The 22,838-nt window shown below is 36.0% G+C and carries 19 protein-coding genes; 16 read left to right on the top strand and 3 right to left on the bottom strand.

From position 1 onward, the window contains the following. Positions 1 to 216 precede the first annotated feature (216 nt). From CJF12_RS05155 to CJF12_RS20135, 4 genes are read left to right on the top strand one after another with little or no spacing between them, the layout of a single operon-like run. A complete protein-coding gene (locus CJF12_RS05155; RefSeq protein WP_131329569.1) occupies positions 217 to 1,527 on the top strand; it encodes a hypothetical protein in 1,311 nt (436 codons plus the stop codon). Next, entirely contained in the window at positions 1,508 to 3,181 is a 1,674-nt protein-coding gene (locus CJF12_RS05150) for a hypothetical protein (protein ID WP_095591067.1), read from the top strand. The genes CJF12_RS05155 and CJF12_RS05150 overlap by 20 nt, the downstream gene beginning before the upstream one ends. A 32-nt stretch (positions 3,182 to 3,213) precedes the next feature. Beyond that, the gene (locus tag CJF12_RS20140; protein ID WP_228379111.1) at positions 3,214 to 3,426 is read left to right on the top strand and encodes a hypothetical protein; all 213 of its coding nucleotides are present in this window, start codon (positions 3,214 to 3,216) and stop codon (positions 3,424 to 3,426) included. Further along, positions 3,423 to 3,713: a hypothetical protein gene (locus CJF12_RS20135; protein ID WP_051887363.1), complete on the top strand. Its 291-nt coding sequence runs from the start codon at positions 3,423 to 3,425 to the stop codon at positions 3,711 to 3,713. Before CJF12_RS20140 ends, CJF12_RS20135 begins: the two co-directional genes overlap by 4 nt. Before the next feature lie 93 nt (positions 3,714 to 3,806). On the opposite strand, the gene CJF12_RS05135 is transcribed toward CJF12_RS20135, so the two are convergent. Further along, the gene (locus tag CJF12_RS05135; protein ID WP_034686575.1) at positions 3,807 to 4,367 is read right to left on the bottom strand and encodes a TetR/AcrR family transcriptional regulator; all 561 of its coding nucleotides are present in this window, start codon (positions 4,365 to 4,367) and stop codon (positions 3,807 to 3,809) included. A gap of 92 nt (positions 4,368 to 4,459) precedes the next feature. On the opposite strand from CJF12_RS05135, the gene CJF12_RS05130 reads away from it, so the two are divergent. Together CJF12_RS05130 and ccsA are read left to right on the top strand one after the other, a co-directional pair. Next, on the top strand, positions 4,460 to 5,065 hold the full coding sequence (locus CJF12_RS05130) for an NAD(P)H-dependent oxidoreductase (protein WP_034686573.1): 606 nt from the start codon (positions 4,460 to 4,462) through the stop codon (positions 5,063 to 5,065). A 576-nt stretch (positions 5,066 to 5,641) separates the two neighbouring features. Continuing rightward, the gene (gene ccsA / locus CJF12_RS05125) at positions 5,642 to 8,914 is read left to right on the top strand and encodes a cytochrome c biogenesis protein CcsA (protein WP_034686572.1); all 3,273 of its coding nucleotides are present in this window, start codon (positions 5,642 to 5,644) and stop codon (positions 8,912 to 8,914) included. Positions 8,915 to 9,125: 211 nt separating this feature from the next. On the opposite strand, the gene CJF12_RS05120 is transcribed toward ccsA, so the two are convergent. Next, complete coding sequence (locus CJF12_RS05120) at positions 9,126 to 10,100, bottom strand: IS110 family RNA-guided transposase (protein WP_051887338.1); 975 nt, start codon at positions 10,098 to 10,100, stop codon at positions 9,126 to 9,128. 660 nt (positions 10,101 to 10,760) lie between these two features. Between CJF12_RS05120 and CJF12_RS05115 the strand changes: the two genes are divergently transcribed. Together CJF12_RS05115 and CJF12_RS05110 are read left to right on the top strand one after the other, a co-directional pair. Then, a complete protein-coding gene (locus CJF12_RS05115; RefSeq protein ID WP_034687786.1) occupies positions 10,761 to 11,627 on the top strand; it encodes an SPFH domain-containing protein in 867 nt (288 codons plus the stop codon). Between the two features lie 151 nt (positions 11,628 to 11,778). Further along, on the top strand, positions 11,779 to 11,973 hold the full coding sequence (locus tag CJF12_RS05110) for a hypothetical protein (RefSeq protein WP_034687784.1): 195 nt from the start codon (positions 11,779 to 11,781) through the stop codon (positions 11,971 to 11,973). Positions 11,974 to 12,132: 159 nt separating this feature from the next. Here CJF12_RS05110 and CJF12_RS05105 read toward each other — a convergent pair whose 3' ends face one another. Beyond that, the gene (locus tag CJF12_RS05105; RefSeq protein WP_099668560.1) at positions 12,133 to 12,327 is read right to left on the bottom strand and encodes a hypothetical protein; all 195 of its coding nucleotides are present in this window, start codon (positions 12,325 to 12,327) and stop codon (positions 12,133 to 12,135) included. Positions 12,328 to 12,462: 135 nt separating this feature from the next. Between CJF12_RS05105 and amaB the strand changes: the two genes are divergently transcribed. The 8 genes from amaB (at position 12,463) to CJF12_RS05065 (ending at position 22,819) form a co-directional block, all read left to right on the top strand. Continuing rightward, on the top strand, positions 12,463 to 14,013 hold the full coding sequence (gene amaB, locus CJF12_RS05100; protein ID WP_034687779.1) for an L-piperidine-6-carboxylate dehydrogenase: 1,551 nt from the start codon (positions 12,463 to 12,465) through the stop codon (positions 14,011 to 14,013). A 103-nt stretch (positions 14,014 to 14,116) separates the two neighbouring features. Next, complete coding sequence (gene lat / locus CJF12_RS05095) at positions 14,117 to 15,442, top strand: L-lysine 6-transaminase (protein ID WP_034687794.1); 1,326 nt, start codon at positions 14,117 to 14,119, stop codon at positions 15,440 to 15,442. A 61-nt stretch (positions 15,443 to 15,503) separates the two neighbouring features. Continuing rightward, positions 15,504 to 15,734, top strand: coding sequence for a DUF2007 domain-containing protein (locus CJF12_RS05090; protein WP_034687776.1), 231 nt, complete (start codon positions 15,504 to 15,506; stop codon positions 15,732 to 15,734). A 154-nt stretch (positions 15,735 to 15,888) separates the two neighbouring features. Then, positions 15,889 to 16,401, top strand: coding sequence for a GNAT family N-acetyltransferase (locus tag CJF12_RS05085; protein WP_034687774.1), 513 nt, complete (start codon positions 15,889 to 15,891; stop codon positions 16,399 to 16,401). Between the two features lie 116 nt (positions 16,402 to 16,517). Beyond that, on the top strand, positions 16,518 to 16,973 hold the full coding sequence (locus CJF12_RS05080; RefSeq protein WP_034687772.1) for a hypothetical protein: 456 nt from the start codon (positions 16,518 to 16,520) through the stop codon (positions 16,971 to 16,973). 1 nt (position 16,974) lies between these two features. Beyond that, positions 16,975 to 18,159, top strand: a complete 1,185-nt coding sequence (locus CJF12_RS05075; RefSeq protein WP_034687770.1) for an efflux RND transporter periplasmic adaptor subunit — start codon at positions 16,975 to 16,977, stop codon at positions 18,157 to 18,159. Further along, positions 18,159 to 21,305, top strand: a complete 3,147-nt coding sequence (locus tag CJF12_RS05070; protein ID WP_034687768.1) for an efflux RND transporter permease subunit — start codon at positions 18,159 to 18,161, stop codon at positions 21,303 to 21,305. The genes CJF12_RS05075 and CJF12_RS05070 overlap by 1 nt, the downstream gene beginning before the upstream one ends. 98 nt (positions 21,306 to 21,403) lie before the next feature. Then, a complete protein-coding gene (locus CJF12_RS05065; protein WP_051887406.1) occupies positions 21,404 to 22,819 on the top strand; it encodes a TolC family protein in 1,416 nt (471 codons plus the stop codon). Positions 22,820 to 22,838 lie beyond the last annotated feature (19 nt).

Genomic DNA, 22,838 nt, shown 5'->3' with positions numbered 1-22,838 from the left:
AAAAAGAACAATTATCCCAAGCGCCATGGTGCTTTTTTTAAAGATCTTGTCTTCAAGATCATATTTTTAAAATCCAACAAGAAAACAACGAATACTTGAAAGGTAATCATTGTTATTCCATCCATCTTCCAATTTCATTTTACGATCATTTCCAGATGCACCTCTATGGGAGAATGCCTGTCTGGAATAAACACAAACAAGAAAAATTTCATATCAATGAAAAAGCAGTTATTTTTTATATTTTTAGTGTTCAGTTATGCTTTACGGGCACAATCTCCAGGTGGTGTTTCTAATAACCTACAGATTTGGGTTAAAGCGGATGCCGGTACGGGGACGACAACTGATAATGCACAAGTTGCTACATGGCTGAACCAAAAATCGGGTGGGGTGAATGGTATTGCCAACCAGGGCATGCCAGGTTATTATGCAGATCCAGGTACAGGAGCAAGGCCGATTTATAGAGCCGCAACATCTATTCCGAGTTTTAATTTTAACCCGGCTATTGAAATTGTTAGTACAGACGGATATAGATCAGGATATAAATTTCCATTAGGATTTCCGGATAATAATACGAATGCGCTGACTTCTTATACTCACCTTACAAGAACAACTACGGCTACCTATCGGTCAGTATTTGTGATGAACGGGACAGGTGTTAGTACTAATCCAACTAATATTGCGGGGGTATATCAATCTCCATTTTTTGGAACTCAAGGCAATCGCCCTGAGTTTTATAATGAAAAAGAATCAGGAGATGTACTTTTCGGAACAAATACTATCAACACTGTAGGAACGAATGTTCCTAGTATACAGTCTTATTATAATAACCTCTCCGGATCTAACATGAATTACCTTTTTGGTAATAACGGATTATTGTATGGAGGACCATCAAATAATGTATCCTCTGTAGGTAATTATCCGGGAATGGTTCTTTTAATGGATAATGATGGTGGTAATAGCAGTAGCTCTCTTGCAGGAGATAGAATCGGAGAATTTGTTTTGTATTCAGGGACTCAGACTCCGGCTGAAAGACAAAGGGTTAACTCTTATCTGGCTTATAAGTACGGGGTTACTTTAGATCAGGGAACAGCTCAAAGCTATATTGCGTCAAACGGTACTACAAGAATGGGGGATCATACAGCAACAGCAGCGTCTACTTATAACAAGAATATTGCGGGTATTGGAAGGGATGATGGATCAGCTCTTCATCAAAAACAGTCTAATTCAATCAATACGGATAGGGTTCAGGTAGTCTTGGCTTCGGGAAGTTTTGCGAGTTCGAATGCTACCAATTCCAGTAATTTAAATGATATGCAGTTTTTAAGCTGGGGGGATAATGGATTAAGGAGAAATTATAGTACGCCGATCGTTCCTCCAGGGGGAAGTAGGGCTAATTATCGTATGGATGCGATATGGAAAGTTCAGCGAACTTCTGGATTCACTCAACCAGTTACTGTGGCTTTACCTGCTACACCACCGAATACTATTTATTTGGTACGGTCTACTAATGATGACCTTTGGTGCTAATGATACCTGGATTCCATTAACCTCTACAACAGTCAATGGGGTTAATTACATTCAAACTTCTACTCCTGTAGATTTTTCGAATGGCGATGGAGAATATTTTACTTTCTCTACTTTTGTTGTAGGCCCGGGTGGGGTAGATGAGAGCTTGAGATTATGGTTAAGAGCTGATATTGGGTTTACGCCTAATGTATGGACTGATCAGTCTGATGGAGCTAATGACTTCACACAAACCAACGCTTCAAGACAACCAACTTTGATAACTGCGGATACCAAACATAATTTTAATCCTTCTGTGGATTTTGGTAATGCAACTGCTGCGGGAGCAAAATTTATGGCGGTACCTACCGGAAAACCTTATAATGCGAATGGAATGGATTCATCATTCTTTATGATGATTAACCCTAGGGCATTTGGTCCAAGTACATATAACGAATATTTTGGTTTTGGAGGAACAACCACAACAGCTAATCTTACAGAAGCTAATTTTCCTTCTTATACTAACAACGGAACTGCCGGGAATATGCAGGTGTACCCTAATCCGGCTTCCTCGATGCCAAGAACTCTGAATAAAACCCAATTACCTGATTTTTCTTATACCATTGGAGGACCGGTTACATACGGACTGGATGGACAAAATCAAACGGTGGGCGGTGCTGTAGCTGCAGGTAACAGTAGAACCGCAAGCGGGGCTATTTTAGGAGGGCAACCTTCTTATTTTCCGAATGCCGATATGGGAGAAGCAATTGGTTATCAAAGAGAATTGACTTCCTTAGAGAAACAGAGAATCCGATCTTATCTTGCTATTAAGTATGGGGTTACTTTACAGCAACCGTTAAACTATTTATCTTCTGATGCAACAACTGTTACATGGAATTCAAGTCTCAATACCAGCTTTAACAATAATATTTTTGGTCTGGCAAAGGATGATGCTACGGTTTTAGATCAGCTTGTTTCCAATAGTATTAATACTGAAAACAACATTATGTTGACTATTTCAACGACAAATGATTTCATCTCAGCTAATACAAGTCAGGGTAGACTTGACTTTCTTCAAGATAAAACGTTCCTGATAATGGGGGATAATAATGTTCAATTATTACCAATGCAAAGTTATGGCTTACCTCCCGGAAAAATTATCCAGAGAAAATGGTTGGCACAAAGAATTAATGATACAAGAGCTACATGGTTACAGGCTGATCTTTCCAGATATACTGAAATTGTAGCTACAGATAAAGCATATATGGTGGTGGCTGATGACAGTAATTTTTCACAAAACGTAGTCATTGTACCTGCTACAAGTTTTTCAGCGGGAAAAGCAGTGTTTAATTATTCATTTCCAAGCAATAAATATTTTACGTTTGGGGTTAATTTACAATCATACTGTACTAAAGATCCTGCAACGGGAACTCCAAATGCAATGACCAAGTTCGGAATTACGGGACAAAGCGGCAAACAGCCTAATTGGCCGTTAAATATTCCTAATGGGTTTATGGCGTTAGAGTCTAAGACTAAAGGATTCGTTATTACCAGAACTACTTCCGGTAGTATTGCTAATCCTGTAGAAGGAATGATGATTTTTGATACGGTTGATAAATGCTTCAAGTTGTATAACGGAACTTCATGGAATTGTATAAAAAGATCATGTAACGATTAATAGTACTGTACTTAAAACTTAAAATGAAAAAAATGAAAAAAATAATAATAGCAGTAGGGTTGTTTTGTGCAGGAATCATACAGGCACAAATAGCAATAGGTAAACAAACTATTGATGGTGATGGAATTCTTGATTTTCAATATAATACAACCAATGGTATATTGTTGCCAATAGTGGAGACACTTCCGAGTAACGCTGTCGGGGGAACCATTTTGATGGATAAAAATGACAAAGTAATAAAATGAATACAGGCTCTGCTTGGGTACCTCTTAGTGATGCCGGAAATGTTAGTAATGTCAGTTTCAATACTAGTTCAGAATCTCCAGGCAATAATAATGTGATTATGGGGGCTACTACATCCAGTGCTCCCGGGGTTTTGGTGTTAGAATCAACCAATAAAGCACTTATTCTTCCTAAGGTAGCTAGCCCGGATGTTAATGTTAAAAATCCTTATCCGGGAATGATGTGTTATGATACTAGCAGTAAGACTATCGCTGTTTTTGATGGTTTGAAGTGGAGCTTTTGGAAATAAAAGTAAGATTAAAAGTTTATAAAGCCGGGAGATAGTCTTCCGGTTTTTTTTGTTTTAAATGCATCATTTACTTTCTATAGTTTAAAGAAGTGATTATAAATTAATAATAATTTTTGTCAGCATTTCTATTGTTTTTTTGAAGTCTAATGGCATTGCGTTTCTTACGATAGAATAGCCTTCCTGAAAAGAAACCAGAAGGCTGGCAACTTTTTCAGGGGATGATTGTTTCACTTGCCCGACCAACTTAGCAATTAGCTCTACATATCTTCTGTAAAATGTATTCACTGAATCAGCAAGTTCCGGATCTCTCAGAGATAATGCCCATATTTCTCTATATAAGTAGTAATCTATTCCATTTTCATCATCTTCTAAAAGAATGATCAGTAGTTTACTTATAAATTCCTCTGTTGAAAGGCTTTTATCAGATGATAATATTTCCCATTCCTTCAAAAGATTTTCTTCACACTGCTTAAAAAATTGAGCGGTAAGCTCTTGAAATAAAATTGTTTTATTGGTATAATGATACTGAAGGTTACTTAGAGAAATATCACACGCACAGGCAACTTTCCGCATGGAAACCCCGCAGCTGCCCTCGTTTTTTAATATTTGCATAGCTTCTGTAAGTATATAGTCTTTTGTATTTTTTTTGCTCATTATAAAAAAAGATAAAATTATTTGGCAGTTTAGGTCTAATGACCTATATTTGCATTGGTCAAATGACCTAAAATGTAAAAGTAGTAAAAAAAATGGAAACACAAAATGTATTAGTCATTAACGGACACCCGGACAAAATCAGTTTTAATGAAGAAATAGCTCAGACTTATCTTAAGGAAATGGAGGAACTTGGAATCAAAGCGACTTATCTGCCTTTAAGAGATCTGAATTTCGATCCTAACTTAAAATACGGTTACAGAGTAGTAAGTCAATTGGAGCCGGATTTAGAACATGCTATAGGATTAATTAAAAGAAGCACTCACATCGTTTGGATTCATCCATTATGGTGGTTTGGACTTCCTGCAATGATGAAAGGATTTATTGACCGTACTTTCCTGCCAGGGGTTGGATTCAAATATATTGATGGAAAATTAAAACCATTATTCACAGAGAAATCAGCAAGAATCATCAGTACAGGAGATGGCGATGCAGAAACATATGAAAAAGTATTTCATAATTCAGGAATAGTACAATTAAAAACAGGGATTTTGGAGTTTACAGGAATGGAACCTGTTTCAGTTAATTATATCGAATCTCTTATAGAAAAAACACCTGAAGAGATTGTGGCTTATCTTGATGTTGTAAAAGCTGCTGCTCAAGAAGATTTTGAAATGATTACTAACAAAGTGATGGCTTAAGGTCTATTATGACAACTTTCAAAAAAACACAAATGATGAAAATTAATCAGGCTGTCATAAAATAGCCTACTCTTGAAATCAAAAAACACAAATTTTATATATATTCTATTATGTTCAGATTTAATTGATCGAGGTCGATTATTTGGTAAGACATACCTATTTTTAAGTTAATTAAGTGAAGTGGCTATCTCATAAGTGGGATGGTCACTTTTCTTTGATGGAGTAATTTTATATTTTTTCTAAAATTATAATAGGGTTGTATTAAAACTGGGTATAAGAAAAAGAACCGGACTTTGGGAAGTATTTTGATATGACAACAAACGGGATTTTATAATGGAAATAATCATTAAAATTAAAAAGAAATACATTTTAATAAATAGATAGCTTCAATGATTTAAATAGCTATTTTTCATTCACATTTTCAATGTTTTCCGTTTTGAATTTTCCTCAAATACTTTAAGCTTATTAAGAACTATTCAAAATAAGTATTCCTGGCTCTAAAATGATAAAAAACATCTTTTTTTATGGGGCTTTTACTTAATCATCCTTATTTTTGCATGTCAAGTAAAAAAAATCATGAAGAAGATCCAAGATATTCTTATTTCAACCAGGACAATGGCTGTGTTGTTGCTGGTATATGCGTTTTCTATGGCGTATGCTACATTTTTAGAAAATGATTATGGTACGCCTACTGCCAAAGCGTTAATTTATGAGGCCAAATGGTTTGAACTGGTTATGGTTCTGCTTATTTTAAATTTCATTGGAAATATCGGAAGATACAGACTTTGGAAAAGAGAAAAATGGCCGGTTCTTATTTTTCACCTTGCTTTTATTTTTATTTTTATCGGTGGAGCGATTACAAGATACATCAGTTTTGAAGGTACGATGCACATCAGAGAAGGGGAGACTTCAAACGAAATTGTAACAGATAAAAATTTCTTTAAAATCCAGATTGAAGAAAAAGGAGATGTTCTTAATTATCAGGATGTGCCTTACCTTATGTCACCGTTGCATAAAGATTTCAAAGCAACCTATGATTTTCATGGAAAAGAAGTGAAGATTTTTGCTAAAGAATTTATTCAGAGAAAGAAAGACAGTCTGATTGCTGATCCTAGTGGCGCAGAATATCTTCATTTGGTATCCACAGGGAAAACCGGAAGGCAAAATATCTATATCAAACCGGGAGAAACCAAATCTATCAACGGAACTTTGGTTACCTTCAACAGAGCTATTGAGGGCGCTGTTGAATTTAAATATGAAGGAGGTAAATTATTTGTAAAAACTCCTGTAGATGCAAGCTACATGACGATGGCTACCCAGGCTACAGGAACAACCAAAAAAGATGAATTTCAGCCATTGGCATTAAGAAGTTTATATACCATTAATGATCTGAAGCTGGTAGTACCGGAAGGCTTGAAAAAAGGAAGATTATTAGCATACGAAGGCGACAGAAAGAAAGATCAGACTGTTCCGGACATGCTTAAAATAGAAATTCAGGGACCTAAAACAAAACAATTGGTTGAGTTATCCGTGGAAAAAGGAAACCCTAATGCATTCAAGCAGGTGACCATGGACGGACTGAATATTATGGTTGGTTTCGGTCCTAAGGTTTATAATACTCCTTTTGCACTGAAGCTGGATGATTTCGTTATGGAAACTTACCCGGGAAGTTCATCTCCAAGTGCTTATGAAAGTCACGTAAAGATTATTGAAGATGGAAAACAGACTCCATATAAAATTTATATGAATCACGTTCTTGATCATGGCGGGTACCGCTTTTTTCAGGCTAGTTTTGATCCGGACAGAATGGGAACCGTATTATCTGTAAACCATGATTATTGGGGAACTTTAATTTCTTACATCGGGTATACTTTCTTGTTTGTAGGAATGTTTTTAATTTTCTTCTGGAAAGGAACACACTTCTGGAAATTAAATAAAATGCTAACTGACGTTAATAAAAAAAGAGCAGTAACCGTACTTTTATTACTGTTGAGTTTCGGATTCAATGCACAGAAAATTGAGAACCACGGAACTACTGACGGAAGTAGAGAACATGTACATGTACAAGGAGAAGAGCATAATCATGCGCAAGCTCCTGATATGTCTCAGCAACAAACAGGTTCAGGCTCACAGCAAAATTCTTTAGCTGCTCCATTATCTAAAATGAGAACGATGTCTGCTGATGAAATCATTGCAAGAAATAAAATAAGCAAAGAACACGCAGATAAATTCGGATATCTTTTGGTTCAGAACTTCGAAGGAAGAATTGTTCCTATTAATACAGAAGCTCTTGATGTTTTAAGAAAATTATATAAAAAAGATGAGTTTAGAGGAACTGATGGAAAGTCTCTAACGGCAAATCAGTGGTTCTTATCAATTAATACAGATACACCAAGCTGGACAATGGTTCCTATCATTAAAGTAGGGTCTAAAGGAGGTGATGAGTTGAAGAATAAGACAAAAGCTGATGATGAAGGATATACTTCTTTAATGAACTTATTCCCGGCAGATGCCAACGGAAACCTTACATATATTCTGGAAAATGATTATAATACTGCATTCCGTAAGAAACCATCTGAGCAAACCAACTACGACAAAGAAGTAATTTCTGTAAACGAAAGAGTTCAGATCTTCAATGAGTTTTTTAGCGGTCAGTTTATGAGAATTGTACCGGTGAAAAACGATCCTAACCATACGTGGCATTCATGGTTAGACCAGAAATTCGAACCGGATATGGAGTCTCAACAAGTGATGGGACCTTATTTTGCAGAAGCTTTGGCTGCTCAAAAATCCGGAGACTGGAGTAAAGCAGATGCTGAACTGATAAAGCTTTCAGATTATCAACAAAAATGGGGCAAAAGCGTTGTTCCTGCTAAATCTAAAGTTGATCTGGAAATATTCATGAACAAAGTAAATATTAACTTTAAACTGTTAATTTTCTATACGCTGATTGGAGGACTTTTACTAATCCTTGGGTTTGTTGAATTATTTAAACCTAATAAAACACTAAGCAAAGTAATTAAGATTATCATTGCTGTAGGGTTAGTAGGTTATTTTGCCCACTTCTTAGGATTGGTAGCAAGATGGTATATTTCAGGTCATGCGCCGTGGAGTAACGGATATGAAGCTATTATCTTTATTTCATGGGTGGGTATTTCTGCAGGATTACTATTATATAGAAATGCCAATGCATTAATTCCTGCAGCCGGATTTATGGTTGCTGTAATTATGATGGGGTTTGCACACGGAGGTTCTGCACTTGATCCGCAGATTACGCCATTGGTACCGGTATTGAAATCTTACTGGCTGATTGTTCACGTTGCCATCATTACGTCAAGTTATGGATTCTTTGCCCTATCTATGATCATTGCGGTAATCTCATTGGTGTTCTTTATTATTTCAAGTAAAAAGACTTATAAAATTCATCATGATACAACATTAAAAGAGTTGGTGATTGTATCGGAAATGTCTCTTACTATCGGTTTGTTTGCATTAACAGTAGGAAACTTCTTAGGAGGAATCTGGGCGAATGAATCATGGGGTAGATACTGGAGCTGGGATCCAAAAGAAACCTGGGCTTTTATATCTATTATGGTGTATGCATTCGTACTACACATGAGATTAGTTCCGGGACTTAGAAGCAAATGGGCATTCCATGTAGCAACGATGTTTGCATTCTGTTCTATGGTAATGACTTATTTTGGAGTTAATTATTACCTGACAGGACTTCACTCTTATGCGGCAGGAGATCCGGTTCCGGTTCCGGCATGGGTGTATATAGGATTATCTGTAATGGTTATACTATCTGCTGCTTCTTACTTTAAATTCAAAGCTCTGAATAAGAAATAAAACAATTTATTATATAATAACTAGAATCCCGGAAAATCATTTTCCGGGATTTTTAGTATAATTGGGGTAGGTAAGATTTTAGGTGTAGTCAATGACAATCCTGTGAGTAAGAGAACTACTTCTCTTCTTTTTTGCTAAGTTGAGATTCTTAATTCCGCTCCGCTTCATTCTGAATGACAAATATTACATTTTAGCTTTGTCATTTCGATTTCTATGACATTTCCAATTGATTTTGATAAAAAGTTTTGTTTTTAATTAACGAATAAATTCGGTGTATAATTTTGTTTCGTACCGCATTTAAAACAGACATTTTATTTTTACCTTCTGACACTTTTCTTAGATAGTAGACAGCCAAATCATTTTTAAACCGAATAGCGCTCATTGCAGCGAGATGAAGAATTTTTTTTAATTCCTTATCTGCCAGGGGGGATACTTTTGATTTGTACTTCAATGAAGTACCAGATTGATACTCAAATGGCGCTACACCAGCATAGCAGGACATTTCTCTGGCAGATTGTATCTCGGTAAAGCCGTTGGTTTTAATAAGCATGTTAGCAGCCAAAACTTTGCCTACACCTGGTATCGTTTGAATTCGATGATATTGATCTTTCAAGACTTCGTCATTTTCAATAAGATAGAGGATTTTATCTTCAATGAATGAAATCTGTTTGTCTAATAAGGCAATGAAGTCCTTATTGAGTTTTAAAAGGTCTTTATCCTGCATTCCTTTTAGAAGCGACTGGTCTGCTAACTGGGTGAGTAAAGCTGCTCTTATTTTAACACGGAGTCTTCTCTCAGTATTTAAGAGTTTGATTTTTTGTAGTGTTTTACTGCAAGGACTCCAGATACGTAGATCAATATGGTGTTTTTCTAAGAATAAAGCGATTCTTTTACTGTCTATTTTGTCATTCTTACCTCTTACCAGGCCTATACTTCTCTTTATATGAAGTGGATTAATAACATAAACCTTAAATTCAAAAAGGGGTAAAACTTCATAAAGGTGATAATTATAACGGCCAGTATTCTCCATAGCTATCATCACTTGGTGTTCTTTAAATTCTTTAAAAAACTTTTTTAATGCTTTTACCGTGTTTTCTATCGTAAAAAACTGAAAGGTAGAATCAATAAGTACACTAATATCGAGAGTAAGCTTGCTCACATCAATGCCAATAATTACATTTTTCATAAATTTGTTTTTGCATATTAATAAGAAGAGATCTTATCATTAACTCAACTCCTTGATAATGGGTCATTAGCCCGAATTTCTATCTGAGATTGTGATAAGAAAGTGTTTAAGTCTTAATCGAAATATGAGTTTTACTCTAAGACAGGGTTAGTTTACTTAAACACTTTTCTCTTCTTTAATTCTATAAATTTAACTATTTACAAATCTAAAGGACAGCAGGAGAAATCTCTTCATAATGTAAAATCGAAAAATCGTTGATTTGTAAAACTGTAGGTTTAACGAAGGTTTGTCATTTACGATAGGAGAAATCTCTTGATGATAGACCATAAAAGCTTCAGTCCTTGCTAAGTGAAACGCCTTTGCGCCTTAAAAACATATTACTTTTAAAATGCTTTGCGTCTTTGTGATTAACCATTTTCAAAGTATTTTTCAACGCAAAGAAGAATAAAGATGCTTCATATTGAGAGCTAGCAAAGACTTGCTTCGCTTATGAAGCTTACATTTAATCCTTTTACTTCACTTCACTATGTTCTGAAACTATCACTCAGTCATTTCTAAATCTGAATTCACATTAAAAAAAGATTCAACTATAATTTTAAATTGGAATTTATTTATATCTTTATGATATCAAAATAATATCATTTCTAAAATTATATCTATATGGAAAAAATCTTAAAACCTATGTCAGGCTATTTGGCATTAGTGATTTGTCTCATCTTGTTTGTAGCTGCCATTTACTTCTTTGTAAGTGGAGTGGACCAGAGTGTTACTTATGTTGTTTTAGCAATGCTTTGCTTCCTTGTTTCCTGCTTTTTCTTGAAAGGCTTAATGATTATTCAGCCTAACCATTCGAGAGTCCTGAACTTCTTTGGAAAATATGTAGGAACTGTAAAAGACAACGGATTATTTTTTATTAATCCATTGTATTCATCACAGAAGATCTCGCTCCGTTCTGAAAATTTACAGGGGCAGACTTTGAAGGTAAATGATAAAATGGGAAATCCTATTGAAATTGCAGTAGTTATTGTATGGAAAGTAGGAGACACCTATAGAGCTGCTTTTGACGTTGAGCGGTATTCTGATTTTGTGAAGATGCAAAGTGAGGCAGCAGTACGTCATTTAGCAATGAGCTTTCCTTATGATAATCTGGAAGATGATCATGCTCCTATCACTTTAAGGGAAGGTGGAGAGAAGATCAACTCCATATTGGAACAGGAACTTACAGACCGTCTTTCAAAGGCTGGTATTATCATCCAGGAGGCCAGAATTTCACATCTGGCCTACGCATCTGAAATTGCGGGAGCTATGCTTCAGAGACAACAGGCTACAGCTATTGTTGCAGCAAGAACTAAAATTGTAGAAGGTGCTGTGGGTATGGTAGATCTGGCATTAAAAAAGCTTTCTGCCGAAAATATTGTGGAGCTGGATGATGAAAGGAAAGCAGCAATGGTAAGTAACCTGATGGTTGTGCTTTGCGGCGAAAAAGCGGTAACCCCGGTTTTAAATGCAGGAACCTTATATAATTAATCTACCTAAGATAAGGGTGTTACCCGATTGAACATTATTTGTAACATCGAACATCTTGCCCGAAATCAGGGTAATTAGTTTTCCTGTCAATTCAGCAATGGACATGCTGGAAATCCAGTAGTGTCGCATTTGAAAATTTTAAACATAGAACATGAAATCTGAAAAATCTCAAACTTCTTCCGGAAACACACAAAAAGGTAAGAAATCTTTTGTGATCAGGATCGAAGAATCCACTTACAAACTTCTTGAAAAATGGGCTAATGATGAGTTCAGGAGTGTAAATGGGCAAATTGAGTATTTGCTTCATCAAAGCCTTGTGGAGTCAGGAAGAAAAAAGAAAGAATGAAAACTGCGTAATTGTAAAATCGTAAAACTGTGAAATTGTGAGATTGTAATAGTAACAGTAGTTTTTTGATTTTAAATTACAGCGAAACGGAAATAGAGTATTGTATCAAAAAAAGCAGAGAAATTTTCTCTGCTTTTTTTATATGTGTGATCTTATCGATTAGTCAAAAAGGGTTGCAAAATAATTGCTGATAATGGTCCAGAAGTTCTTTCCGAGGAAATAAATAAGAGTGGAAGTGATAATTCCTTTCACCGTAAAGAATATAATTCCTCCGATCCCAAAACGCTTCACCCACTGTTTCCATTTTGAAGTCTGTTCTTTTGCAGGTTCGTTTGTTGGTTTATTATTTTCCATTTCTGAAATTAAAAATATTGTTCTTACAAAGATAAACATGTTTATAATTAGTCCAAATAAAAAACCTGGTGAAAATTAAAATTTTGCGTTTCGCATAATATTTTTATCTTTAGAGGAAACGAAAAGGAATATTTTATGTCTAAAAAAGTCAAAGATTTCGGAATCGAAAAATCACTTAAAAATCTAGGAATTAAAGATGATAACAAAGGAACCTCAGTAGGTGGAAAATACTTTGCATCAGGAAAAACCATAGAAAGTTATTCTCCGGTAGATGGGAGATTAATTGGTAAAGTAAAAACTTCTAGTGAAAGTGATTATGAGAAGGTAATACAATCGGCTCAAAAAGCGTTTCAGGAATTCAGGTTAATCCCGGCACCAAAAAGAGGGGAAGTTGTAAGACAATTGGGTCTGAAATTAAGAGAATATAAAGATGACCTTGGAAAGCTTGTTTCTTATGAAATGGGTAAATCTTTACAGGAAGGTTTAGGAGAAGTTCAGGAGATGATTGATATCTGTGACTTTGCTGTTGGTTTATCAAGACAGCTTCACGGGTTCACGATGCATTCTGAAAGACCGGGTCACAGAATGTACGAACAGTATCACCCGTTGGGAATTGTAGGAATTATCACAGCATTCAATTTCCCTGTTGCAGTTTGGGCATGGAATACAGCTTTATCATGGATTTGCGGAAATGTTACCATTTGGAAACCTTCTGAGAAAACACCTTTCTGTGCTATTGCATGTCAGAATATTATGGCTGAAGTTCTTAAAGAAAATAATCTTTCTGAAGGAATTTCAAGTGTAATGGTTGCTGAACATGAAATCGGACAAAAATTAGTAGAAGATAAACGTGTTTCACTTATTTCTTTCACTGGTTCTACCAGAGTAGGAAGAATGGTTTCTACTACTGTTGCAGGAAGATTTGGGAAGTCTATTCTTGAATTAGGAGGAAACAATGCCATCATTATTTCTCAGGATGCGGATATCAATATGTCGATTATCGGAGCTGTTTTTGGAGCTGTAGGAACTGCAGGTCAAAGATGTACTTCTACAAGAAGGTTGATCATTCACGAAAGTGTTTATGATGAAGTGAAGAACAGATTGGTAAAAGCATATGGACAATTGAAAATTGGAAATCCATTAGATGAAACCAATCATGTAGGACCGCTAATTGATGTTCATGCTGTAAACCAATATGAAGAATCTATCAAAAAATGTAAAAAAGAAGGAGGTAAGTTCATTGTAGAAGGTGGTGTTTTAAGTGGTAAAGATTACGAATCAGGATGCTATGTAAAACCATGTATTGCTGAAGTTAAAAACTCGTATGAAATTGTTCAACACGAAACTTTTGCCCCTATTTTATATCTTATCAAATATAAAACTCTGGATGAAGCAATTGCTATTCAGAATGATGTTCCTCAGGGATTATCTTCTGCGATTATGACCCAGAATTTAAGAGAAGCTGAATTATTCCTTTCTCATGCAGGATCAGACTGTGGAATTGCCAATGTCAATATCGGAACTTCAGGTGCTGAAATCGGAGGTGCTTTTGGTGGTGAAAAAGAAACTGGAGGTGGAAGAGAATCCGGTTCAGATGCATGGAAATATTATATGAGAAGACAAACCAACACCATTAACTATACCACAAGCTTACCTTTAGCACAAGGAATTAAGTTTGACATTTAACAAAAAACATTTAAATCATTTAACGATTTAGAAATTTAAAAATTAATACCCATGAATGTTTAAACTTTTAATCATTCAATTTTTAAATCACATCAAAAATATTATGGAACAAACAATTGATATAAAAGCAAACAAAGTAAAAGAAACAGTAGGGAAACATGTACTGGCAGACGGTTTTGATTTTGTAATGGATATTGAGAAATCACACGGATCATGGTTATATGATAAACTTACTGATAGAGAATTTTTAGATATGTTTTCGATGTTCGGATCCGGATCTATCGGATACAACCATCCTTATGTTGTAGCAAAGTCAGACTGGTTAGGGAAAATGGCTGTAAATAAGCCTACTTTAGCTGATGTCTATTCTGAGGAATACGCTCATTTTCTTGAAGTTTTTGAAAGAGTGGTTATTCCTGAAGAGCTTCAATATGCCTTTTTTATTGAAGGTGGAACATTAGGAGTTGAAAATGCTATGAAGGCATGTTTTGACTGGAAAACGCGTAAGAATTTTGAAAAAGGTCTTCAGACTGAGGCCGGGATTTGTATCCATTTCAGACAAGCATTCCATGGAAGAAGCGGTTATACTTTAAGTTTAACGAATACTTCTGATCCTAGAAAATATCAATATTTCCCAATGTTTGAATGGCCGAGAATCCTTAATCCGAAACTGATCTTCCCAATTACTGAGGAGAATTTGGAAGAGACCATTAAAAATGAAAGATTAGCATTAGTTCATATCGGAGAGGCGATACTTTCTAATCCGGATAAAGTTGCATGCATTATTATAGAACCTATTCAGGCTGAAGGAGGGGACAACCATTTCAGAGATGAGTTTTTTGTTGAATTGAGAAAGATTTGTGATGACAATGACATCTTATTGATTTTTGACGAAGTACAGACAGGAATCGGGATCACTGGTGAAATGTGGGCTTTCCAACATTTTACTGCAAAACCTGATATTATCTCTTTTGGTAAGAAAGCTCAGGTATGTGGCGTTTTGGCTAACAAAGAAAAATTTGATCAGATTGCTAATAATGTTTTTAGAGAAAGTTCAAGAATCAATTCCACTTTCGGAGGAAACTTTATTGATATGCTTCGTTTCCAATTGGTGATGGAAGTCATTGAAAAAGAAAACTTGGTTGAAAATGCAAGATTGGTAGGAGAATATCTATTAGAAGGCTTACAAGGTCTGGCTCAGAAATATCCTGAAAAAATTTCCAATGCAAGAGGAAAAGGATTAATGTGTGCGATAGATTTACCGTCAGGAGAACAAAGAGATCATTTGAGAGATGAACTTTTTAAAGATGGATTAATTATTTTAGGTTGTGGCGATCAGTCGCTTCGTTTTAGACCTCATTTGAATGTTTCCAGGGAAGAAATTCAACTGGCTTTAGATAAAATAGAAAATAATATTAACAAAATTTAAAACGGCAGATTTGTAATTTTGGAAAAAACATTGTACATTTAGGATTCAAAAAGGATAGAATATGGAAAGAAATACGCGAGTATCAGTTTTTGAAAGTGATAATCCTTCAGAAATTCAATTGATCAAATCTAAATTAGACGATGCCCAAATTACCAATTGTGTTGAAAATAATTACTTAACCTTTACGACGACGCCAACGGCCACATCTCTGAAGGTTATGGTAAATTTGGAAGACGAAAAAAAAGCATTCGAAGTTATTGATACTTATATTCAACAGAATGCCAACCAATAAAACAATTTCATAATTTTAAATTTTACTACTTCGAACCGAAAATTAATTTCAATTAGTTTTCGGTTTTTTAATTTATTTTTAATATAAAATAAACCATAAAGATTGAAAATATTCATAATTTTCAATCTTTTAATTTTTTCAATAATTCAATACTATGACTCAGGAAATTAAACTCAGGAAAGCAGAAATAGAAGACAAGAATATCATCTGGGAAATCTTACAACAAGCCATTGAAAGAAGAAGAAAAGATGGGAGCAGTCAATGGCAGGACGGATACCCTAATCAAGATACAGTAGAAAGCGATATTGCGAAAGGTTTTGGTTATGTGCTTACGGTAGATGGTGAAGTTGCCATCTATGCCGCTTTAATATTTAATGATGAGCCTGCTTATAGTACTATTGAAGGGGAATGGCTTAGTGATGGGGAATTCCTGGTGATCCATAGAGTGGCCGTATTTGAAAAATTTGCAGGACAGGGGTTGGTGAAAAAACTGTTTGATCATATTGAAGATTTTACAAAAACCAATGGTGTTCAAAGTATAAAAGTGGACACTAACTACGATAATATTGCGATGTTAAAAATTCTTGAAAAACAAGGATATTCTTATTGTGGTGAAGTTGTTTTAGCAGGCGGTGTAAGAAAAGCATTTGAGAAGATTATAATTTGAGTAAAAAGTTAAATCAGTTTTCATTGAATTTTTAAAACGCCATATATTTATAAACTCTATTGGTTTTCGTTCGTTTAGTTCTGAACTAATTTCTACTTTTGCTTCAAATTAAAATTATGCATCAAAGTATTGAGATTGATGAAAAAATTTTCCAAGATGCGGTAAGATTTTACGGGACCATCTTGAACTTACCTCCACTAGCTTCAAAGATCTATGCCTATCTTCTTTTCGATTTCGAAAAAGAGGGGATTACCTTTGATGAATTTGTCGAAGTACTTTCAGCCAGTAAAAGTTCTGTTTCCACCAGCATTTCATTGTTATTAAATTCCCAACTGATCATTGATCATAACAAAATGGATGAACGAAAGCGGTATTTCTTTATCAATGACGAATTTATGAAGATACGATTTGAACAGATAGTTCAGAAAATGCAAGATGAATTAAAACTCCTAGACGATTTAAACAATTTTAGAAAGGTACAAGATGAAGACTACAACGAGAAAATTAAGATTTATAAGGCGCTATTAAACAAAAATATTTCAAATATTCAGGAATCTCTTAATAAACTATAAAATGACAAATAAACTAATCATACTTTCTGTAGCAGCTCTGTCACTGACAGCCTGCAAGAAAGATGCTCCGAAACAGGATGGTGCAAAACCTTATCCTGTAATCAAGGTAGAAGAGAAAAATATTGTAGGATACCAAACATTTCCTGCCAGCATACAAGGTCGTGTGAATAATGATGTACGAGCAAAAATTCAGGGATATATTACCCAGCTTTTAGTGGATGAAGGGCAATACGTTACCAAAGGACAACCGTTGTTCCGTTTGGAGACTAATATACTTACTGAAAATGCTGCTGCGGCAAAAGCCGGAATTGGCGCCGCTGAATCTACTATTGCTGCTGCACAGGCTGCAGTAAATGCTGCACAGGTAGAAGTGAACAAGTTAAAGCCTTTGGTCGCAAAAAATATCATCAGTAATATTCAGCTTCAGACTGCACATGCTAATCTGGCTCAGGCACAGGCACAGTTGCAGCAGGCAATCGCTGCTAAAAGACAAGCAACAGCTAATTATAAAGGTGTTGAAGCCAATATTGAGTATTCTATTATTCGTGCTCCGATTTCCGGAGTTATCGGAAAACTTCCTTTAAAGGTCGGAAGTTTAGTGGGACCAACAGATCAGGTACCATTAACAACTATTTCCGATACATCATCAGTTTTCGCTTATTTTTCAATGAATGAAAAAGAATATTTTGATTTCCTTGAAAAATCGGAAGGAGCAACCATGCCGGAAAAGATTAAGAATCTTCCAATGGTTGAGCTACAGCTGGCTAACGGGAGTTTATATCCTGAGAAAGGAAGAGTAGAAGCGATTACCGGACAGATAGACCCGACAACAGGAACGATTCAGTTCAGAGTAGCCTTCTCAAATGCCCACAAATTATTAAGTAACGGAAATAGCGGTACGATCAGATTGCCAAAAGCTTATGATAATGTTTTGGTAGTTCCTGAAAGTGCCACTTACGAACAGCAGGGAATTGTTTACGTATATAAAGTAGAAAAAGATACTGCGAAAAATGTTGTAGTGAAGGTGATTGAAAGAATTGATAATATGGCTCTGTTAAAATCAGGGGTAACTAAAGGTGAGACCATTGTTGCAGCAGGAATCGGAGGGTTAAAATCAGGAACTCCTGTGAAACCTAAACCTATAAAGATGGATAGTCTCGTTCAATCTATAAAACCGCAATTCTAATGATAAAGAATTTTATTAACAGACCGGTTTTATCTACCGTAATATCTATATTAATAGTTATTCTCGGTGTTTTAGGACTTATTTCATTACCTGTTACCCAGTATCCGGATATTGCCCCACCTACGGTAAGTGTGACGGCCAATTATACCGGAGCAAATGCTGAGACGGTGATGAAAAGTGTAGTAGTTCCATTGGAAGAGCAGATCAATGGGGTGGAAGGAATGGATTATATTACTTCTACAACCGGAAATGATGGTTCTGCCAATATTCAGGTATTTTTTAAACAAGGTATTGATCCGGATATTGCTGCGGTGAACGTACAGAACCGTGTGACAAGAGCTACACCGTTACTTCCCAGTGAAGTAACCCGTTCGGGGGTTGTTACTCAGAAACAGCAGACAAGTGCCTTGATGTACATGTCTTTTTATTCTGAAAATAAGGACCTTGATGATGTTTATCTTCAAAACTTCCTGAACATCAACATTATTCCTAATCTTAAAAGGATTAATGGTGTTGGGGATGCTAACGTTTTCGGGGGTAAAAACTATTCGATGAGAATCTGGCTGGATCCGGCTAAAATGGCGTCTTACGGGGTTACTCCTAACGATGTTACCAATGCTATTAATGAACAGAGTAGAGAAGCTGCGGCAGGATCTATCGGACAGAATAGTGGTAGTTCTTTTGAATATATTATTAAATATGTAGGAAAATTCAACGATAAATCTCAGTATGACAATATCATCATTAAGTCTCTTTCTGACGGACAGAATTTAATGTTGAAAGATGTAGCTAAAGTAGAACTGGCTGGTCAGTCATACACAGGAATCGGGGAGAACGGAAACAATCCTTCCATCAGTATGGGGATCTTCCAGACACCGGGTTCCAATGCTCAGGAGATTATTAAAAATATTAAAACTTATCTGAAATCGGCAGAAGGAAGCTTCCCTCAGGGAGTGAAGTATACATTTAACTTTGATACGAATGAATTCCTTGAAGCTTCTATTGAAAAAGTAGTTAGTACTTTGATCGAAGCTTTTATTCTCGTATTTATTGTAGTATATATTTTCTTACAGGATTTCAGATCTACTTTGATTCCGGCTATTGCAGTTCCGGTATCTATTGTAGGGGCGTTTTTCTTCCTGAATCTGTTTGGGTACTCACTCAACCTTTTAACGTTATTTGCATTAGTACTGGCTATTGGTATTGTGGTGGATGATGCGATTGTCGTCGTCGAGGCTGTTCATGCCAAGATGGAGCATGGTATTTCCGATGCTAAAAAAGCAACGGTAGAGGCAATGGATGAGATTACGGGAGCAATTATTTCAATTACTTTGGTAATGGCGTCGGTATTTATTCCGGTGACATTTATTACAGGGCCAACCGGTGTATTTTACCAGCAGTTTGGGATCACGCTTATTGTAGCGATCATTATCTCGGCGGTGAATGCATTAACGTTAAGTCCGGTTTTATGTTCACTATTCCTTAAACCTCATTCTGAACATCATAAAGAATATAAGAACCTGAACTTTCTTCAGAAGTTTTTCTATAAGTTTAATATTGCTTTCAGAACAACAACGGAACGTTATGGAAGAGGATTCGTTTTCTTATTAAGACATAAATGGGTTACTTTGATCATTTTTGTGATTACCGGAGGAATTTTATTCTGGGCGAGCAGCACAATGAAAAAAGGTTTTGTACCGACTGAAGACCGTGGTATTATCTTTACCGATGTACAGCTTCCTCCTGGAGCTTCTATGGAAAGAACATATAATGCTTTGAAAACCCTTCAGGCTAATGCTATGAAAATTCCGGGCGTACAAAATGTAACCATATCTACCGGAAGAGGATTCTTATCAGGAAACGGAAGTAATAACGGTCTTGCCTTTATCAAATTAAAACCTTTTGATGAACGGAAAAAAGATAATTTAACCTCTGAAGATATTACCAAGCAATTATTCGGTATTTCCGGAAAAGTACCGGATGCCAAGATTGTGTTCTTCCAGCCGCCAAGTGTACCTGGTTTTGGTAACAGTGCCGGATTTGAGATGGTTCTATTGGATAAATCGGGAGGAGAGTATGCTGCTTTGGATGATAAAACCAATGAGTTCATCGGTAAATTGATGCAGAGACCTGAAATTCAATTTGCTCAAACTTCATTCAATACGAAGTATCCTCAATACCAAATGAGTATTAATGTTCCATTGGCTAAGCAGCTTGGAGTTTCAGTAAGTGATATCCTGAGCACTATGCAAGGTTATATTGGAGGAATTTATACCGCTGACTTTACGAAATACGGGAAGCAGTTCAGAGTAATGGTTCAGGCTCTGCCGGATGCCAGAAAAAGTATTGATAATCTGAACGAGCTTTATGTGAAGACCGGTTCGGGAGTGATGTCACCTATTTCACAATTTGTAAGCCTTGAAAAGGCATACGGACCACAATCGGTAAGCCGTTATAACCTATTTACATCAGTGAAAATTACAGGAGGAAATTCTGAAGGATACAGTTCCGGAGATGCGATTACTGCGGTACAGCAGGTAGCAGAGGAAACGCTAAATCAGAATTATGATGTTGAGTTTACCGGATTAACACGAGAGGAATTGAATTCAGGATCTCAAACGGTCTTGATCTTCGGATTGAGTTTGATCTTTGTCTACTTCATCCTTTCTGCTCAGTATGAAAGTTATATTCTTCCTTTAATTGTTGTCATCTCACTTCCTTTAGGGGTGATGGGAGCCTACTTCGGACAAAAGATTATGGGATTGGAAAATAATATTTATTTCCAGATTGCCCTGATCATGCTCGTCGGCCTTTTGGCAAAAAATGCCATTCTGATTGTAGAATTTGCCGTCCAGAGAAGGCATCATGGGGAAACTATTGTCATGTCGGCGATCAATGCTGCAAAAGCAAGGTTAAGACCGATCCTGATGACCTCATTTGCTTTCATCTTCGGATTATTGCCATTGGTTTTAGCAAGCGGAATTGGAGCAGTAGGTAACAGATCCATTGCAACAGGAGCAGCTATAGGGTTATTGATAGGAACCATATTAGGACTTTTTGTAATCCCTGTATTGTATGTGATTTTTGAAACACTGCAGGAGAAAATCAAACCTCTTAAAAAAGAAGACATCAATTTAGCTGAATAAAAATAAAATTAGAGAAGTTAGAGGCTGGACATTAGCTGTTGGTCTAAAACCTGGCATCTGGCTTCTAACCTCTAATTTCTAACTTCCAATTTTTTAAAATGAAAAGTTTATTAAACATCATAAAAGGAATAACTTTTTCAGTTTTCATACTGGCTGCCATTTCATCTTGTATGGCAAGAAAAGAATATGAAAGACCGAAAAATGTTGTTGACGAAAAGCTTTTTCGTACGGATATGCTTCCTTCTGACAGTGCAAACATCGCCAATATCTCGTGGAAAGATATTTTCACAGATCCGATCCTGCAGGGACATATTTCAAAAGCTTTAGAAAACAATTTAGATATCAGAATTGCATTGCAAAGTATTGTATCTGCAGAAGCTTATTTGAAACAAAGTAAAGCGGCTTATGAACCTACGGTCTCGATTGGACCTAATTATACGTTCCAGACTCAGTCTATCAACACCCAGTTTGGTCAGATTTTTGGGCAAAGACGGTATATCAATCAATTTGATATTACAGCGAGTATCGGTTGGGAAGCTGATATCTGGGGTAAGCTAAAAGCACAGGAAAAAGCACAACTGGCTACTTATTTAGGAACTGTAGCAGCGCACAAGGCTGTAAAAAGTAGTCTTGTGGCTTCCGTAGCTTCAGCTTATTATCAGTTGCTGACTTTTGATTCACAAAAGAAAATCATCCAGGAAACTATTGATGTCCGTGAAAAGAACCTGGAAACTACAAGAGCATTAAAAGAATCCGGAACCGTGACGGAAGTAGCAGTTCAACAAAGTGAAGCCCTTGTTTTCAATGCAAAATCTTTATTGATTGACATTGATACTCAAATCCAGTCGTTGGAAAATACCATGAGTTTATTGATGGGAGAGCCTTCGCATACGATTGAAAGATCGACATTAGAAGACCAGCATCTTCCAAAGGATATAAAACTTGGTTATCCTGCTCAATTGTTAGCCAATCGTCCTGACGTTATGCAAGCTGAGTATGGTCTGATGAACGCTTTTGAATTGACAAGATCAGCTAAAGCACAGTTTTATCCTACATTGAAATTAACCGGAAGTGGTGGGGTTCAGTCTGTAGATATTGATCACTTATTTAGCGTTAATTCATTGTTTGCAACTGTGGTAGGTGGTTTAGCACAACCTATTTTAAACAGAAGACAGATTAAAACGAACTATGATGTTAGTCTTGCTAATCAGGAGACGGCTTATTTAAACTTCAGAAAAACGGTGCTTACAGCCGGAAAAGAAGTTTCGGATGCGATCAGGGTTTTTTCTATTCAGGATTCTTTTATCGATTTGAAAAAGAAAGAGCTTGATGCCTACAAAAAATCGGTAGATTTTTCCCAGGAATTGGTTAACTACGGTCTGGCCAACTATCTTGAAGTATTGAATGCGAGTGTGAATTCATTAAATGCTGAATTGAATATCTCCAATGCAGAATACAACAAAATGAAAGCTGGCGTTGACTTATACCAGGCACTCGGAGGAGGCTGGAAATAAGAAAAGATATCAACATAAT

The sequence above is a fragment of the Chryseobacterium piperi genome (genome assembly GCF_002285635.2).
Taxonomy (GTDB): domain Bacteria; phylum Bacteroidota; class Bacteroidia; order Flavobacteriales; family Weeksellaceae; genus Chryseobacterium; species Chryseobacterium piperi.
This window is presented reverse-complemented; position numbering and strand designations above follow the sequence as displayed.

Coding starts and splice junctions, on each gene's coding strand:
- CJF12_RS05155 (WP_131329569.1), top strand. CDS start 217: ATGAAAAAGCAGTTATTTTTTATATTTTTAGTGTTCAGTTATGCTTTA.
- CJF12_RS05150 (WP_095591067.1), top strand. CDS start 1,508: ATGATGACCTTTGGTGCTAATGATACCTGGATTCCATTAACCTCTACA.
- CJF12_RS20140 (WP_228379111.1), top strand. CDS start 3,214: ATGAAAAAAATAATAATAGCAGTAGGGTTGTTTTGTGCAGGAATCATA.
- CJF12_RS20135 (WP_051887363.1), top strand. CDS start 3,423: ATGAATACAGGCTCTGCTTGGGTACCTCTTAGTGATGCCGGAAATGTT.
- CJF12_RS05135 (WP_034686575.1), bottom strand. CDS start 4,367: ATGAGCAAAAAAAATACAAAAGACTATATACTTACAGAAGCTATGCAA.
- CJF12_RS05130 (WP_034686573.1), top strand. CDS start 4,460: ATGGAAACACAAAATGTATTAGTCATTAACGGACACCCGGACAAAATC.
- ccsA (WP_034686572.1), top strand. CDS start 5,642: ATGAAGAAGATCCAAGATATTCTTATTTCAACCAGGACAATGGCTGTG.
- CJF12_RS05120 (WP_051887338.1), bottom strand. CDS start 10,100: ATGAAAAATGTAATTATTGGCATTGATGTGAGCAAGCTTACTCTCGAT.
- CJF12_RS05115 (WP_034687786.1), top strand. CDS start 10,761: ATGGAAAAAATCTTAAAACCTATGTCAGGCTATTTGGCATTAGTGATT.
- CJF12_RS05110 (WP_034687784.1), top strand. CDS start 11,779: ATGAAATCTGAAAAATCTCAAACTTCTTCCGGAAACACACAAAAAGGT.
- CJF12_RS05105 (WP_099668560.1), bottom strand. CDS start 12,327: ATGGAAAATAATAAACCAACAAACGAACCTGCAAAAGAACAGACTTCA.
- amaB (WP_034687779.1), top strand. CDS start 12,463: ATGTCTAAAAAAGTCAAAGATTTCGGAATCGAAAAATCACTTAAAAAT.
- lat (WP_034687794.1), top strand. CDS start 14,117: ATGGAACAAACAATTGATATAAAAGCAAACAAAGTAAAAGAAACAGTA.
- CJF12_RS05090 (WP_034687776.1), top strand. CDS start 15,504: ATGGAAAGAAATACGCGAGTATCAGTTTTTGAAAGTGATAATCCTTCA.
- CJF12_RS05085 (WP_034687774.1), top strand. CDS start 15,889: ATGACTCAGGAAATTAAACTCAGGAAAGCAGAAATAGAAGACAAGAAT.
- CJF12_RS05080 (WP_034687772.1), top strand. CDS start 16,518: ATGCATCAAAGTATTGAGATTGATGAAAAAATTTTCCAAGATGCGGTA.
- CJF12_RS05075 (WP_034687770.1), top strand. CDS start 16,975: ATGACAAATAAACTAATCATACTTTCTGTAGCAGCTCTGTCACTGACA.
- CJF12_RS05070 (WP_034687768.1), top strand. CDS start 18,159: ATGATAAAGAATTTTATTAACAGACCGGTTTTATCTACCGTAATATCT.
- CJF12_RS05065 (WP_051887406.1), top strand. CDS start 21,404: ATGAAAAGTTTATTAAACATCATAAAAGGAATAACTTTTTCAGTTTTC.